This is a genomic window from Comamonas sp. CMM03 (assembly GCF_019218715.1).
Taxonomy (GTDB): Bacteria; Pseudomonadota; Gammaproteobacteria; order Burkholderiales; family Burkholderiaceae_C; genus Comamonas; species Comamonas terrigena.
The window spans coordinates 116810-131145 of the sequence record NZ_JAHUXB010000002.1 but is presented as its reverse complement, the minus strand read 5'-3'; the positions used below and the strand labels follow the sequence as shown (position 1 = coordinate 131145).

At 66.4% G+C, this 14336-nt stretch carries 13 protein-coding genes; 4 read left to right on the top strand and 9 right to left on the bottom strand.

Going from position 1 to position 14336, the window contains the following annotated elements; translation table 11 throughout:
• Window positions 1–14: 14 nt before the first annotated feature.
• The 8 genes from KW830_RS07305 to KW830_RS07270 all read right to left on the bottom strand — a co-directional run bounded on the left by KW830_RS07305 (window position 15) and on the right by KW830_RS07270 (window position 8638).
• Window positions 15–842 carry a proteasome-type protease gene (locus tag KW830_RS07305; RefSeq protein WP_066539228.1) on the bottom strand — a complete coding sequence of 276 codons (828 nt, stop codon included), beginning with the start codon at window positions 840–842 and terminating at the stop codon, window positions 15–17.
• Between the two features lie 114 nt (window positions 843–956).
• Window positions 957–1742, bottom strand: a complete 786-nt coding sequence (locus tag KW830_RS07300) for a LytTR family DNA-binding domain-containing protein (RefSeq protein WP_066539227.1) — start codon at window positions 1740–1742, stop codon at window positions 957–959.
• Window positions 1739–2857, bottom strand: a complete 1119-nt coding sequence (locus KW830_RS07295) for a sensor histidine kinase (protein WP_192334347.1) — start codon at window positions 2855–2857, stop codon at window positions 1739–1741. Before KW830_RS07295 ends, KW830_RS07300 begins: the two co-directional genes overlap by 4 nt.
• Window positions 2858–2863: 6 nt before the next feature.
• Window positions 2864–3163: a 2TM domain-containing protein gene (locus KW830_RS07290; RefSeq protein ID WP_218332701.1), complete on the bottom strand. Its 300-nt coding sequence runs from the start codon at window positions 3161–3163 to the stop codon at window positions 2864–2866.
• Between the two features lie 196 nt (window positions 3164–3359).
• The gene (mutS, locus tag KW830_RS07285) at window positions 3360–5948 is read right to left on the bottom strand and encodes a DNA mismatch repair protein MutS (protein ID WP_218333146.1); all 2589 of its coding nucleotides are present in this window, start codon (window positions 5946–5948) and stop codon (window positions 3360–3362) included.
• Window positions 5949–6258: 310 nt separating this feature from the next.
• On the bottom strand, window positions 6259–6576 hold the full coding sequence (locus tag KW830_RS07280; RefSeq protein WP_066539225.1) for a chaperone modulator CbpM: 318 nt from the start codon (window positions 6574–6576) through the stop codon (window positions 6259–6261).
• A complete protein-coding gene (locus tag KW830_RS07275; RefSeq protein WP_218332700.1) occupies window positions 6573–7559 on the bottom strand; it encodes a J domain-containing protein in 987 nt (328 codons plus the stop codon). Before KW830_RS07275 ends, KW830_RS07280 begins: the two co-directional genes overlap by 4 nt.
• A 197-nt stretch (window positions 7560–7756) precedes the next feature.
• Window positions 7757–8638: an inositol monophosphatase family protein gene (locus KW830_RS07270; RefSeq protein WP_066539222.1), complete on the bottom strand. Its 882-nt coding sequence runs from the start codon at window positions 8636–8638 to the stop codon at window positions 7757–7759.
• Between the two features lie 268 nt (window positions 8639–8906).
• Here KW830_RS07270 and KW830_RS07265 point away from each other — a divergent pair, with 268 nt between their 5' ends.
• From KW830_RS07265 to KW830_RS07255, 3 genes are all read left to right on the top strand, one after another.
• Window positions 8907–9728: an RNA methyltransferase gene (locus tag KW830_RS07265; RefSeq protein WP_218332699.1), complete on the top strand. Its 822-nt coding sequence runs from the start codon at window positions 8907–8909 to the stop codon at window positions 9726–9728.
• A 34-nt stretch (window positions 9729–9762) separates the two neighbouring features.
• Window positions 9763–10611, top strand: a complete 849-nt coding sequence (gene cysE / locus KW830_RS07260; RefSeq protein WP_066539220.1) for a serine O-acetyltransferase — start codon at window positions 9763–9765, stop codon at window positions 10609–10611.
• A 243-nt stretch (window positions 10612–10854) separates the two neighbouring features.
• Window positions 10855–11514 carry a nitroreductase gene (locus tag KW830_RS07255; RefSeq protein ID WP_218332698.1) on the top strand — a complete coding sequence of 220 codons (660 nt, stop codon included), beginning with the start codon at window positions 10855–10857 and terminating at the stop codon, window positions 11512–11514.
• Window positions 11515–11642: 128 nt separating this feature from the next.
• Here the strand turns inward: KW830_RS07255 and KW830_RS07250 are convergent, their stop codons facing one another.
• Entirely contained in the window at window positions 11643–12974 is a 1332-nt protein-coding gene (locus KW830_RS07250) for an MmgE/PrpD family protein (protein ID WP_218333145.1), read from the bottom strand.
• A 195-nt stretch (window positions 12975–13169) separates the two neighbouring features.
• Between KW830_RS07250 and KW830_RS07245 the strand changes: the two genes are divergently transcribed.
• Window positions 13170–14324: an acyl-CoA dehydrogenase family protein gene (locus KW830_RS07245; protein ID WP_218332697.1), complete on the top strand. Its 1155-nt coding sequence runs from the start codon at window positions 13170–13172 to the stop codon at window positions 14322–14324.
• Window positions 14325–14336: the final 12 nt, after the last annotated feature.

Genomic DNA, 14336 nt, shown 5'->3' with positions numbered 1-14336 from the left:
GTAGGCCAGATGGCTTACACCAGCTTTTCGGACGGTGCGGTGATCTTCTTCAGCTGCGGGGCACGGGTGCTGTGCACGCGCAGCGGGGTGGTGGTTTTCTCGCCTTCCCAGGCCGGGTCTTCGATGCTGTCGAACACATGGCGCAGGCGCTCGCCCCAGCTTTCGTGGAGCATGCGGTAGTAGGGGTTGTACTCGTCGATGCACACCACCTTGTCCGAGCGGAAGCTGCCAGTCTCGTACAGCACTAGGTCCAGCGGCAGGCCCACCGACAGATTGGACTTGAGCGTGCTGTCCATGGACACCAGCACGCATTTGGCGGCCTCGTCCAAGGGGGTGTCGGGGGTGATCACGCGGTCCAGCACGGGCTTGCCGTACTTGGATTCGCCGATCTGGAAGTAGGGCGTTTCATAGGTGGCTTCGATGAAGTTGCCGGCCGCATACACCTGGAACAGGCGCAGGCCTTCGCCCTTGATCTGGCCGCCAAACACCATGGAGACATTGAAGTCCACACCGGCGCGCTTGAGGGCCACGCCATCGCGGTCGTACACATGGCGCACGGCCGCGCCCAGCACGCGGGCGGCATCGAACATGCTGGTGACGTTCCAGATGGTCAGGATCTCGCCGGTCTGCTCGTCGCGGATGTGCTGGGTCTGCAGGATTTCACGCACCGATTGCGAGATCGACAGATTGCCCGCCGACAGCAGGACCATGAAGCGGTCGCCCGTCTTCTCGTAGACCATCATCTTGCGGAACGAGCTGATCTGGTCCAGTCCGGCATTGGTGCGGGAGTCGGACAGAAAAACGAGCCCGGCGTTGAGTTTGACGGCGACGCAATAGGTCATGGTGGAAAAGTGAAACGGCGAAAGGCCCAAGTGTAGTGCGCCCGCAATGTTGGGGGGCTGCGTGGGGGAAGCAAGCGACGGGCCCGCACGGCGGGTGTCCAGGCTGGTGGCTGCTTACATGGCCTTGAAACGGTGTGCGTAGAGGCGGCTGACCGCCAGGCGCTCCGGGCGCTGGCGCAGGTGCAGGCTCAGGCGGCCGCTGGCGTCCCGGCTGGCGCTGGCAATGGCGTTGGCGCGTACCACCGTGCCGCGGTGCACCTGCCAGAACTGTTCCGGGTCCAGACAGGGCAGCAGTTCCTTGAGCGGGGTGCGTACCAGGTATTCCTGGGTGGCGGTGCACACGCGCACGTATTTGTCGGCCGCTTCCAGGAACAGCACCTCGGCCACGGCCACCATGTGGATCTGCGTGCCCTGGCCGGCTTGCAGCATCTGCAGCCGCGCAGGGGCTGCGGCGGGCAGGTCCAGCAACGCCCGCAACTGGGCCAGCGTGGCGTCCATCTGGGAGGGGGCCGGGGGGGCGGTCAGCCGCTGCTGCAGCCTTTGCACCGTGCGCCGCAGCCTTTCGGGCTGTACGGGCTTGAGCAGATAGTCCGCCGCCTGGGCCTCGAAGGCCTGTACCGCGTACTGGTCGTAGGCGGTGATGAAGACCAGTGCGGGAAAAGGGCGATCGGGCGGCCAGGCATCCGCCAGTTCGGCGGCCGCTTCCAGTCCGCTCTGGCCCGGCATGCGGATGTCGAAGAACAGCACATCCGGCTGCAGCGCCAGGGCCTGCTGCACGGCGGCGATGCCGTCCAGGGCCAGGGCGGAGGTGTCCAGTTCGGGCCATGCCTCGGCCAGGGCGTGCTGCAAGCCCAGGGCCAGCAGGGGTTCGTCTTCGGCAATCAGGGCGCGGAAGGTCATGGCGAAGGTGCGGTGCCGGGTAACGGAAATACGATGGTAGCGCTGGTGCCGCCTGTAGGGACAGTCCTCAGCTCCAGGGTCGCTGCGCTTCCGTACAGGCCGGCCAGCCTATCCCGCACTTGCTGCAGGCCAAAGTGGCGGTCGGGCAGGGTGGGGGCATCCGCCGCTGGAGGGGGAGAGTCCGGTGGCAGGCCGGCGCCGTTGTCTGTGACCTGCAGCTGCAGCCGGGCGGCCGCACCCTGCCCCAGTTGCAAGGCCTGCACCGTGATCTGGCCGGGGCCCGGCTGGGGCTCCAGCCCATGGCGGATGGCGTTCTCCACCAGCGGCTGCAGCAGCAGCGGAGCCACGGGTATGCCGGCCAGCGAAGGCGGCAGTTGCAGCTGGTAGTGCAGGCGTGGGCCCATGCGCACGGCCATTAGCGCCAGATAGTCGTTCAGCCGGGCGAATTCGGCCTCCAGCGTGTGCCAGGGCTGGCGGGCAGCGCCCAGGGTGGCGCGCAGATAGGCGATCAACTGGTCCAGCATGGTCTGTGCGCGCGCCGGATCGGCGGCAATCAGCACCCGCAGATTGGCCAGGGTGTTGAACAGCATGTGCGGCTCCAGCTGGCTTTCCAGCAGCTTGAGCCGGGCTTCAGCCGCGTCGCGCTGCACCGCAGTCACCTGGTTTTCCAGCGCATGGGCCTTGCCGCCCAGGTAGAACAGCAGCGAGGCAATGCCATTGGCAACTGCCGTAGTTACCAGGGTGGACACCAGCATATCGCCCTGCAGCAGCGGGTGGCCGAGGACCAGGCGTGTCGTGATGTCCCCCACCAGCAGCCCCACCGCCATGCCCAGCATGACCAGTGCAGGGCCACGCCAGCCCGCCGGCCAGGGGTAGGGCTGGCCGCGGCTGAGCCACAGCCGCCCGGCGTCGATCACCAGCCAGCTGGGGATGCCGATGGCCAGCGAGCACCACAGGTTGGGCAACCAGTCGGCTGGCACCAGGGCGCTGCGCAGCATGGTGATGCCCAGGCACAAGGCGAGCACCAGCGGCGCATGGCGCAGCAAAGGCGCAAACAGGGGGGCGGCCGCGGTGGACGGAGTGGATGGGGTGGGCGGGGTGGCAAACGGCTGCATGCGGGCTCAGCCTTGCGGGTGTTGGGCTTGCAGCCGTGCCCGTTCGAGGGCGACCAGGCGTTCCATCCCGGTGCTGCCGGGCTGCATCCAGAACACGGCCAGGCCATGCAGTGCCAGACCCAGGCCCCAGCCCAGGGCCGGGAACACGGCCCAGTGCCGGCCCTGGTACCAGCTCAGAGCCAACAGCCCCAGGTTGACGAGCAGGTAGATGGTTGCGTGGCTCCACCAGCCCAGTTTGGCGCGTACCCGGCGGCGGGCCAGGCGATCCAGGGCGGCGGGGGAGTGCGGTGTGGCGGGCGTCGGCATGGTCAGGGCATCCTTCAAGGTATGGGGCCTGCGGTGGGGAATGGCTGCAGATTACCGCCCGCACCGGTGCACTGCCAGGGGAATGTGACCAGTTGCGGCTACAGCGCCGCGAAATGCAGCCGGTCAGCGCCAATGGCGGAGGTACCCAGGCACAGCGCCCGCAGGCAGCGGGCGCTAGTGGATGGAAACCAGCGGGTCACACCTGCTGCGACAATTTTTTCAGCTGGTACAGCGCCTCCAGCGCTTCGCGGGGGCTGAGGGCGTCCGGATTGATCTGGGCCAGGGCCGCATCCACCGGGCCGGCGCTGGGGCCGGACTCGGCCGCCGCAGGCGCTTCGAACAGGTCCACCTGCAGGCGGTCCTCGCTGGCGCGTTCCTCCAGCGTGGCCAGCGCGTGGCGGGCGTGGTTCAGCACCCCGGCGGGCATGCCGGCCAGCTTGGCGACATGGATGCCGTAGCTGCGGCTGGCCGGTCCGGGCTGGATTTCATGCAGAAACACAATGTCCGTACCGGCCTCGGCGGCACCCACGTGCACATTGATGGCTGCCCTGGCCTTGGCAGGCAGGTCGGTCAGCTCGAAATAATGGGTGGCAAACAGCGTGAAGGCCTTGGTCTTGTCGTGCAGCTGCGAGGCAATGCCGCTGGCCAGGGCCAGGCCGTCGAAGGTGCTGGTGCCCCGGCCGATCTCGTCCATCAGCACCAGGCTGTGCGGTGTGGCGGCATGCAGAATCTGCGCGGCCTCGGTCATCTCCATCATGAAGGTGGACTGGGCGTTGGCCAGGTCGTCCGCCGCACCGATGCGGGTGTGGATGGCATCGATGGGCCCCAGCAGGCAGCGCGTGGCGGGCACATGGCTGCCCATGCTGGCCAGCAGCGTGATCAGGGCCACCTGGCGCATATAGGTCGACTTACCGCCCATGTTCGGGCCGGTGATGATCTGCATGCGCGTGTTGGTGTTCAGCTGCGTGTGGTTGGGGATGAAGCTGCCGCTCGAGGTTTCGGCCATGCGCGCTTCCACCACCGGGTGGCGGCCGGCTTCGATCTCGATGCAGGGCAGGCAGCTGAATTCGGGGGCGCACCAGTTCAGGGTCAGGCTGCGCTCGGCCAGCGTGCACAGCACATCCAGTGCGGCAATGGCCTGGGCCACGCGGGTGAGGCCGGGCACATGGGGCTGCAGCTGGTCCAGCAGCTGTTCGTACAGGAACTTCTCGCGCTGCAGCGCGCGTTCCTGGGCGGACAGGGCCTTGTCTTCAAAGGCCTTGAGCTCGGGCGTGATGTAACGCTCGGCGTTCTTCAGTGTCTGGCGACGGCGGTAGCGTTCCGGCACCTGGTCGCGGTAGCTGTTGGTGATCTCGATGTAGAAACCGTGGACCTTGTTGAACTGCACGCGCAGATTGGGAATGCTGGTCAGCAGCTTTTCCTTGGCTTCCAGCTCCAGCAGAAAGCCGTCGCAGTTGTCCTGGATGCTGCGCAGTTCGTCCAGCTCGGCGTCAAAACCGGTGGCGATCACACCGCCGTCACGCACCAGGGCGGCAGGTTCTTCCTGGATGGCGCGCTCCAGCAGTTCGGCGCAGCCTTCCGGGGGCTGCAGGTCTGCAAAGATCTGATTCAGATAGGCCGAGGGCGCTGTCCCGGAGCGGGCCAGCAGCTGCACTTTCTGCAGCGTCTTGCCCAGGGCCACCAGCTCGCGCGGGCGCACCTGGCGCAGCGCGGTGCGGGCGGTGATGCGCTCCACATCGCTCACGCCCTTGAGGGCGTCGCGCAGCGTCTGCCAGGGGGCTGTGCCGCTGCCCTGGCCGCGCAGCACCTGCGTGGCCTGCAGGCGGGCGGTGGCATGGCTGCGGTCGCGGCGGGGCTCCAGCAGCCAGTTTTTCAGCAGGCGGCTGCCCATGCCGGTCATGCAGGTGTCCAGCAGCGAAAACAGCGTGGGCGTGTCTTCGCCGCGCAGTGTCTTGACGAGCTCCAGGTTGCGGCAGGTGGCCGGCGGCAGTGCAATCAGCTCATCGTCGCGCTGCACCTGGATGCTGTGCAAATGCGGCAGGGCACGGCCCTGGGTGTGTTCGGCATAGCTGAGCAGCGCGGCGCAGGCGGCATGGGCCAGCGGCAGGTCTTCGGCGTTCCAGGCGTTCAGGTTGGCGCTGCCCAGTTGCTCCAGCAGCTTGCGCTTGCCCAGACCGCTGTCGAACTGCCAATCCGGCCGGGGGGTCAGCGGTGCGGTGAAGGTGCTGGACTGGCGCAGGGCGTACAGGTTCTTCTCGAACCGCTCGGTCACGCCGGCGCTGTACAGCACCTCGCTGGGGCTGATGCGTGCCAGCCATGCACCCAGTTCGTCGGCGCCGCATTCGGCCATGTGGATGCGGCCCTGCGTCACGCTCAGCCAGGCCAGGCCGCAGCGTTGGCGCCCGGCGGTGTGCAGGGCCAGCAGCATGGCTTCCTGCTTGTCGTTCAGCAGCTCGCTGTCGGTGATGGTGCCGGGGGTGACCACGCGCACCACCTTGCGTTCCACCGGGCCTTTGCTGGCACCGACTTCGCCCACCTGTTCGCAAATCGCCACCGATTCGCCCATCTTGATCAGGCGGCCCAGATAGCTTTCCAGCGCATGGAAAGGCACGCCCGCCATGGCGACCGGAAAACCGGCGGACTGGCCGCGGGTGGTCAGCGTGATGTCCAGCAGGCGTGCAGCTTTTTCGGCATCGCTCCAGAAGACCTCGTAGAAGTCGCCCATGCGGTAGAGCACCAGCGTGTCCGGATAGTGGGCCTTGATCTGGACGTACTGCTGCATCATGGGCGTATGGGCCGCCAGCGGTGCGTCCAGCGGTGATCCGCTGACGCTGGGTGCGCCCGGTTCGTTCGCCGGGGTGGCTTCGGGGGATGCGGTGGTGGTGGAGGTAGCCGGGCTCTGCAAAGTCAATTCCTTGTGTGCTGCGCGGCGCAAGGCGGCTGCCCTGGGGCCGCGGCACCCTGCGCCGGCAGGGATCAGCCGGCAATTATCCCGGATGGGCCGGCGGCTCTTTGCCGCCGGGCGCAGTTCATGCCGACGCACCAGGGCCTTGCGAGCCTGCCTCAGCAAGGCCGGGGGCGGCGGGACGGGCTGCTCAGTGGCCCAGGCTTTCCAGGCGCTGGCGCAGCTGGCGCACTTCCTCCATCAGGTCGGCGGTCATGGCGGCCAGCTCGGGGTCCGCGTCGAACATGCGTTCCAGATCGGCAATGCGCCGCGCGCGGATCACCGTCTGGGTGCTGAAGCGCCACTGCTGCGGTGTCTGGTCATCCGCGGCTGGGTCGCATGCCAGCACGCCGGTGGTCACGCGCTGGACGATCCAGGCGGTGTCGGTGCGGCAGGCCTGGGCCAGCTGCACCAGGCTCAGGGCCTGGGCATCCAGCAGTTCGGGTGGGGTGTAGAAGGGGATGGTCATGTGGCATCTCCGGTGCGGGTGCGCAGATCGGCGTAGGCGGCGGCCAGTGCTTCGTAGGCGGCGCGCTGGGCAGCGGTGTGGGCTTTGGGCACCTGCAGCTGCAGCACCAGGTACAGGTCCCCCGGCGTGCTGCTGGGCAGGCCCTTGCCTTTGATGCGCAGCTTGCGCCCGGGCTGGCTGCCGGCGGGGACATTGATCTCCAGGGGGCCGGCCAGGGTGGTGAATTCCACCGGGCCACCCAGTGCCGCCTCCCAGGGCATCAGGGGCAGCTGCTGGTACACGTCCTTGCCTTCGGTGTGCCAGCGCTTGTCGGCGCGAAAGCGCACTTCCAGCAGCAGGTCGCCGGCTTCGCCGTTGCCCAGGCCGGGGCTGCCCTGGCCTGCCAGGCGGATCATCTGGCCTTCGCGCACCCCCTTGGGAATGGTGACCTGCAGCTCGCGCACGGTTTCATGGGCGTGGCCCTGGGCGTCCAGCTGCACGCCGCGCAACTGCAGGCGGTGCATGCCGCCGGCGTAGCTGTCGGGCACATCCAGCTCGATGACGGAGTGCTGGTCCCGGCCGCGCACATCGGGCGGCGGCCCGGCCTGCTGGCGCTGGCGGCGCTGCTGGCGGTGGGCCCGGCCAAACAGCTCTTCGAAAAAGCTGCTGTAGTCCTCGCCGTGCATGCCGCCCATGCCACTGGCGCCATCGCTGTCGCGGAAGTGGAATTCCTGGTGGTTCCAGCCTGGGGGCGGGGTAAAGCCCTGGCCTTGTGCGCCCTGGTACTGGCTGGGGTCGCCCAGTTCGTCATAGGCCTTGCGTTTTTCCGGGTCGGACAGCACGTTGTAGGCCTCGTTGACCTCGGCCATGCGCTGCTGGGCATCGGCCTCCTTGCTGACATCCGGGTGGTACTTGCGCGCCAGCTTGCGGAACGCTTTCTTGATCTCGTCTGCGCCGGCGTCTTTGGCCACGCCCAAAGTCTTGTAGTAGTCCTTGTAATCCACTGCAGGCCTCCCTAGGGGCAGCGCGGTCGAAAGCGGCGCTGCATGCCCGGCCATCATGCGGCATGCTGGCTGACAAGGTCGAGGGTTTTTTCCATATGTGCACCGCAGCATGCGGGCATGCAAAAGCCGCCGGGCCCGGGCAGGCTGCGGCGGCTTGGCGTGGCTGCATTGGGCAGCCAGGGCGGAGGAGGCCGGTATCAGGCTTCTTGCGCGCCTTCGCCAGCGGTGTCTTGCTTCAGCGCGGCTTGCACGCCCATCTTGTCGTCCACACCGGCGAACTTGCTGTACTTGCCCAGGATGCCGACCAGTTGGCCATAGGCGCGGGGGTTGCCGGCCAGCAGCTCGCGCTGTTCCAGGAAGTCGGCTTCGCCGGTGAAGTTGCCCACCAGACCACCGGCTTCGGTCACCAGCAGGCTGCCGGCGGCGATGTCCCAGCTGGACAGGCCGGTTTCAAAGAAACCGTCGGTAAAGCCGGCGGCCACATAGGCCAGGTCCAGTGCGGCAGAGCCAGGGCGGCGCACGCCGGCCACGCGCTCGGTCACGTCGGCGAACATGCGCAGGTAGTGGCGCAGGTTGTCACCGGGGCGGAAGGGGAAGCCGGTGGAGACCAGGCAGTCCTTGAGCTGGGTGCGCTTGGACACGCGGATGCGGCGTTCGTTCAGGAAGGCACCACGGCCACGGGTAGCGGTGAACAGGTCGTTGCGGCTGGGGTCGTACACCACGGCGTGCTCGATCTTGCCCTTGTACGACAGTGCAATGCTGACGCAGTACACGGGGAAGCCGTGGATGAAGTTGGTGGTGCCGTCCAGGGGATCGATGATCCAGATGTGGTCGGAGTTCTTGTTGCCGTATTCGCTGCCGGATTCTTCGGCCAGGATGCCGTGCTGGGGGTAGGCGCCCAGCAGGGTTTCGATGATGATGCGCTCGGACGCCTGGTCCACTTCGGTCACAAAGTCGTTGACCTGCTTTTGCGCCACGCGCACGTTCTCCACGTCAAGGGCGGCACGGTTGATGACAGCGCCAGCGGCGCGGGCGGCCTTGATGGCCACGTTGAGCATGGGATGCAGGTTGGTCGACATAGATTGTGTAAGCGTTGGGTGCTAAACCACAGGCGCGCGCATGCTGTACCTAACGCAACTTCTCTCAGACAACAACCAGCATGACACACCGCCCGCAGCGGATGAAGAACTCTTTCAGGCGGTCGGACCCGGTGCAATGGCAGTGCAATGACCGGGTTCCCGCGCTCTGCGCACGTCCGGCGATGCGGACAGCGACAATAGGGGCGAGATTCTAACTGGCTTCGCCATTTTTTGCTGCCCGCGGTTTCGCGCCGGGCATGACATTTTCATGAAAACCCGTTTTGTACTGATAGAAACCAGCCATGCCGGCAATGTGGGCGCTGCCGCCCGCGCCATGAAGACCATGGGCTTCGACGATCTGGTGCTGGTGCGGCCGCGCTGGGTCAATGTGCTGCGCAAGGAAGAAACCATCCAGCGCGCCAGTGGCGCCTTGGATGTGCTGGGCAATGCCCGCATTGTGGAAACGCTGGACGAAGCCCTGGACGGCATCAGCCATCTGTGTGCCACGGCCATGACGCCGCGCGACTTTGGTCCGCCCACACGCACGCCGCGCCAGCATTTCGAGATGCTGATGAAAGGGGAGCTGGATGTGCGTCCTGCAGACACGGCACAGGCGGTTCAGTGTTTGGCTTCCGGCGTGGCCGCTGCGGCCGAATCCGCGCCTTCCGCCACGTGCAACCAGACCGGTGTGGGCCTGCTGTTTGGCTGCGAGCGCTTTGGCATGAGCAACGAGGATGTCTATCGCAGCGATGTGGCGCTTTCCATTCCATCCAATCCGCAGTTCGGCTCGCTGAACCTGGGCGCGGCCATCCAGGTGGTGGCCTATGAATGGCGGCAGGCACTGGGCGGTTTCCCGGTGGTGGAGCACACGCCCCAGCCGCAGCGCGCCGATGTGGCGCAGGTGGGCGGCATGCTGCAGCATTGGGAAGAGGCGCTGACGCACATCGGTTTTCTGGACCCGGCCGCACCCAAGAAGCTGATGCCGCGCCTCAACCAATTGTTCAACCGTGCCCAGCTGACGCAGGAGGAAATCCACATCCTGCGCGGTGTCGCCAAACGCATGCTGATGAGCGAGGCGGCAAGCCGCTAGACTGGCGACCTTTTCTTCCACTTTGTAACACCTGATGCTTTCCCGCCTGCGCTCCGACATCCAGTGCATTCTTGACCGCGACCCCGCGGCCCGCAGCACCTGGGAAGTCGTCACCTGTTACCCCGGCCTGCATGCCATCTGGCTGCAGCGCTTGGCGCACTGGTGCTGGACGCATGGGCTCAAGTGGCTGGGGCGTTTCATCTCGCACCTGGGACGCTGGCTCACGGGCATTGAAATCCACCCCGGTGCGGTGATTGGCGAGCGCGTGTTCATCGATCACGGCATGGGCGTGGTGATCGGCGAAACCGCGGTGGTGGGCGACGGCTGCACCATCTACCACGGCGTCACGCTGGGCGGCACCTCGCTGTACAAGGGCAGCAAGCGCCACCCCACACTGGGAAAGAACGTGGTGGTGGCCGCCGGCGCCAAGGTGCTGGGCGGCTTTGAGGTGGGCGACAACGCCAAGATCGGCAGCAACGCCGTGGTCATCAAGCCGGTGCCCGCCGGCGCCACGGCTGTGGGCATTCCGGCGCGGATCATTCCGTCCAAGGAAGGCGCCAGCGCCGATGTGACCGATGCCGTGGATCTGCCGCCCGTGGTTCAGCCGGCCAGTGCGGCACCGTCGGCCGCCGCTAACGCCGACTGCGCGAGCCAGGAGGGGGTTTTCACCGCCTATGGCGTGACGCAGGAAGACGACCCGCTGTCCCAGGCCATGCGCGGTCTGGTCGATGGTGCCGCCTGCCACGAGGAGCAACTGGCCAAGCTGTGGGAAGTGGTCGAGAAACTGTCGGTGCAGATGTCGGCGCGCGACTGCGTGCCGTCCGAAGCCGAACGTGGCCAGCATTTCGAGACCGAGAAGATCAAGCAGATCCTGGGCAAGTAAGCCCGCCATGGCGGGCATAAGCGCTTTGCAAGGCGCACGTTGAAGAAAGGGCCCTCGCAGGCCCTTTTTTTCGGGCGTCTGCTGCACTTTTCGCTGGGCGCATGCCGTGGTGGCAGGCCTTGCCGGACAAGCGGGGGCTGAAATGTCGCTGGATCTGCGTCACCTAGGTGGCGCTGGCAGCTGCCAAGCTCTTGTACGCTTGGTGCTTTGTTCCACCTTTGACCTGCAACAGGACCGCTATCCATGGATGTGACCCAAGCCCTGCGCGAACGCCGTTCGGTGCGCGCCTTCACCGAGCAAGTGCCCGCAGCCGATCTGGTGCAGCGCATCATGCAAGATGCCGCCGCAGCCGCTTCCGGTGGCAATATGCAGCCCTGGCGCGTGGCCGCCATCTCCGGCCAGCCGCTGCAAGCCATGCTCGCCGATGTGGCCAAGACCCCTGGCGAAGAAAACCCCCAGCATGTCTCGTACCCGCCGAATCTGTGGGAACCCTACCGCACCCGCCGCTTTGCCAACGGTGAAGACCTGTATGCCAGCATCGGCGTGCCGCGCGAGGACAAGGCCGGCCGCCTGAAGCAGCTGGCCAAGAATGCCCAGTTCTTTGGCGCGCCCGTAGGCGTGATCATGTTCACCGAAGAGCGCATGGGCCCGGTGCAGTGGATCGACCTGGGCATCTATCTGCAGGCCTTCATGCTGCGTGCCACCGAAGAAGGCCTGGCCACCTGCGCCCAGGGTTTCTGGCGCCGTTACGACGCCGTGGTCAAGCAGCATCTCGCGGTACCGGAAGGCTATCTGGTGGCCTTTGGCATTGCCCTGGGCTACGAAGACACGACGGCGCCGATCAACACCATGCGTGCCACCCGGGCCGAGTTTGCCGAGTGGGGGCAGTTGCAGGGGTTCTGACCCCCAGCGGCCCCCTGCGCCGGTGGCTGTGCAAAAAGGGGCTGACAGCCCCTTTTTTTCTGCGTGCGCTCGAGGGTCCTGTGGGCCATGCAGGCCGGCCTTGGAGGCCCTGGCACGGGGCCCGTGGATCAGAGAAAGTGCAGATCCGGTGCCGTTTCCAGCTGCCACAGCCGGGACGAGATGGCCTGCAGCCGCTCTGCACCCAGGGTGGCGGTGGCCAGCTCTTCCAGCTTGCTCTGCAGATCGGCATCGGTGAGCGGCATGTCCGGATCGCCTTTGCGGGTGGGCTGCAGAAAGTGCAGTGTCTGGCCGCTGTGCAGGCGGATGGTGACCTGGGCTGCTCGCTGCCCTGGGAACTGGCGGTCCAGATCGGGGTGCACCGTCAAGCTCACCTTCTCCATCAGGGCGCGGGTGTCGGGGTGGTGCAGCTGCGCCGCATCGAAAGCGGCCAGGCGCACGCTGCCGCACCGCAGGGCGGTGCTGACCACGTAGGGAATGCTGAAGCGGGCTTCGGCGGCAGTGCGCGGTGCGGGGTTGCCGGCGACCGCCAGCGCCGGGCCATAGGTGGCCACCTCGATGTGGGCAATCTCCGCGGGCGTGAAACCATGGGTGCGCTGCAGCTCCAGTGCGCCGTCAATGGGCGCGAAGGTGTGGCCGCAGCAGGCGTGGTTCTTGAAGGTCATTTCCGTGATGTTGAAGACCTCGCCCAGATCGGCCAGCACCGGCGCCCAGTCGGGTGCGTTGCCCATGGCCACGCCCATCCCCATCTTGCCTTCCAGCACGTCCAGCGAGCCGGTGATGCCCTGCCGGGCCATCAATGCAGCCGCCACACCGGCTTCGGCCGCGCGGCCGGAATGCAAGGGCTTGGACATGGAGTCCATCTGAAAGGCCTGCTGCAGCCCTGCGGCGAACGTGGCCGAGGTACACAGCGCATGGGTGAACTGCGTGGCATCCAGCCGGAGCAGACAGGCCGCGGCCGCGGCTGCGCCGAATGTGCCCACGGTGCCGGTGTTGTGCCAGTACTGGTAATGCGCACGTCCCAGGATCTGGCCGATGCGGGTCGAGATTTCGTAGCCGACGATGACCGCCTGCAGGAATTCACGGCCGCTGGCATCCACCTGCTGGCCCACTGCCAGGGCGGCCGAAATCGTCGGGGCGCCAGGGTGGTAGATCGCGTGCTTGAAGATGTCGTCGACTTCTGCCGTGTGGGAGGCCGTGCCCTGGATCAAGGCGGCCGCCTTGACCGTGGCTGGGCGGCCCAGTGCCAGCCGCGCCGGTCCCCGGTCCAGGTCGTCCGCCATGGCGGCTTCGAGCAAGGGCGTGGGGTGCATGGGGTAGCCGGCAATCAGGGCCGCATACCAGTCCACGACGGCACGCTTGGCGTGGTGCAGCACAGAGGGGCTGACGGGCTGGGTCGGGAAGCGGGCACCGAACTGGCCCAGGGTTTCGCTGACGTACATGGTGGCAGACACGATGGAGAGGGGAGTGTGGGAGAGAGGGTAGGGGGGGCAATGGCCCCCGGAATCTGCAGGATATGCCGGCAGCCAGGTATCAGTCATTTCCTTAACTCATATCTTGCGGCGCAATTGGAAGACCTTGCCAGGAGCGGTCGGGCAGATCATTCGGGCCATTGTTCAACCCCGCACGATCGCACCATGGATTTCACCCTTTCCGAAGAACACCAGGCATTCGCCGACAGCGTGGCCCGCTTCGCCCAAGACAAGCTGGCCGCCGGCGCGCTGGAGCGCGCACATGCCTCCCACTATCCCTGGGAGACCGCGCAGATGCTGGCGGAACAAGGCTTGCTGGGGATCGCCTTTCCGGAAGAAGATGGCGGCCAGGGCGGCTCGCTGATGCACGCCGTGCTGGCCATCCAGCAGGTGGCGCTGGTCTGCCCCAAGAGCGCGGACATTGTGCAGGCCGGCAACTTCGGCCCGATCCGCACCTTTGTGGAGTACGCCACGCCCGAGCAGAAGGCGCGCTTTCTGCCGGATCTGCTGGCTGGAAAAAAGCTCATTTCTTTGGGTATGACCGAGCCGGATGCCGGCTCGGCAGTGACCGAACTCAAGACCTCGGCCGTGCTGGACGGTGAGCACTACGTCATCAACGGCAGCAAGGTGTTCTCGACCCACAGCCCCGAGGCGGAGCTGTTCCTGATCTATGTGCGCTTCGGCCCCGGTGTGGACGGCATCGGTTCGGTGCTGGTGGAGCGCGACACCCCCGGCTTCGACGTGGGCCAGCCGTCGAACTTCATGAACGGCGAGCAGTGGTCGCAGCTGTACTTCGAAAACTGCCGCATTCCCAAGGCCAATCTGCTGCTGGGCGCCGGGGGCTTCAAGAAGCAGATCTCCGGCTTCAACGTGGAGCGTTTGGGCAATGCCTCGCGTGCGCTGGCACTGGGCCGCCATGCCTTCAACCTGGCGCGTGAGCACGCCATGGTGCGCAAGCAGTTTGGCCGCGAACTGTGCGAGTTCCAGGGCCTGCAGTGGAAGTTTGCCGAGATGTGGATGAAGCTGGAACAGGCGCAGCTGTTGCTCTACAAGGCCGCGCTGGAAGGCGAGCATGGCCTGCCCAGTGCGCAAAGCACGGCCATGGCCAAACTGGCCTGCAATCTGGCCGGCTGGGAAGCGTCGAACGAGGCCATGCAGGTCATGGGGGGCATGGGCTTCAGCCAGGAAGCGCTGGTCGAGTACTGCGTGCGCCGCACCCGTGGCTGGATGATCGCCGGCGGTTCGATCGAAGTGCTGAAGAACCGCATTGCCGAAGGCGTATTTGGTCGCACGTTCTCGCAACGTGCTCCCAAGCAATAAACGCCGGCATCG

Excerpts from the sequence above, each read along its gene's own strand:
- KW830_RS07290 (WP_218332701.1), bottom strand. The coding sequence starts at position 3,163 with ATGCCGACGCCCGCCACACCGCACTCCCCCGCCGCCCTGGATCGCCTG.
- KW830_RS07250 (WP_218333145.1), bottom strand. The coding sequence starts at position 12,974 with ATGTACGTCAGCGAAACCCTGGGCCAGTTCGGTGCCCGCTTCCCGACC.
- KW830_RS07245 (WP_218332697.1), top strand. The coding sequence starts at position 13,170 with ATGGATTTCACCCTTTCCGAAGAACACCAGGCATTCGCCGACAGCGTG.
- cysE (WP_066539220.1), top strand. The coding sequence starts at position 9,763 with ATGCTTTCCCGCCTGCGCTCCGACATCCAGTGCATTCTTGACCGCGAC.
- KW830_RS07280 (WP_066539225.1), bottom strand. The coding sequence starts at position 6,576 with ATGACCATCCCCTTCTACACCCCACCCGAACTGCTGGATGCCCAGGCC.
- KW830_RS07265 (WP_218332699.1), top strand. The coding sequence starts at position 8,907 with ATGAAAACCCGTTTTGTACTGATAGAAACCAGCCATGCCGGCAATGTG.
- KW830_RS07270 (WP_066539222.1), bottom strand. The coding sequence starts at position 8,638 with ATGTCGACCAACCTGCATCCCATGCTCAACGTGGCCATCAAGGCCGCC.
- KW830_RS07305 (WP_066539228.1), bottom strand. The coding sequence starts at position 842 with ATGACCTATTGCGTCGCCGTCAAACTCAACGCCGGGCTCGTTTTTCTG.
- KW830_RS07295 (WP_192334347.1), bottom strand. The coding sequence starts at position 2,857 with ATGCAGCCGTTTGCCACCCCGCCCACCCCATCCACTCCGTCCACCGCG.
- KW830_RS07255 (WP_218332698.1), top strand. The coding sequence starts at position 10,855 with ATGGATGTGACCCAAGCCCTGCGCGAACGCCGTTCGGTGCGCGCCTTC.
- mutS (WP_218333146.1), bottom strand. The coding sequence starts at position 5,948 with ATGATGCAGCAGTACGTCCAGATCAAGGCCCACTATCCGGACACGCTG.
- KW830_RS07300 (WP_066539227.1), bottom strand. The coding sequence starts at position 1,742 with ATGACCTTCCGCGCCCTGATTGCCGAAGACGAACCCCTGCTGGCCCTG.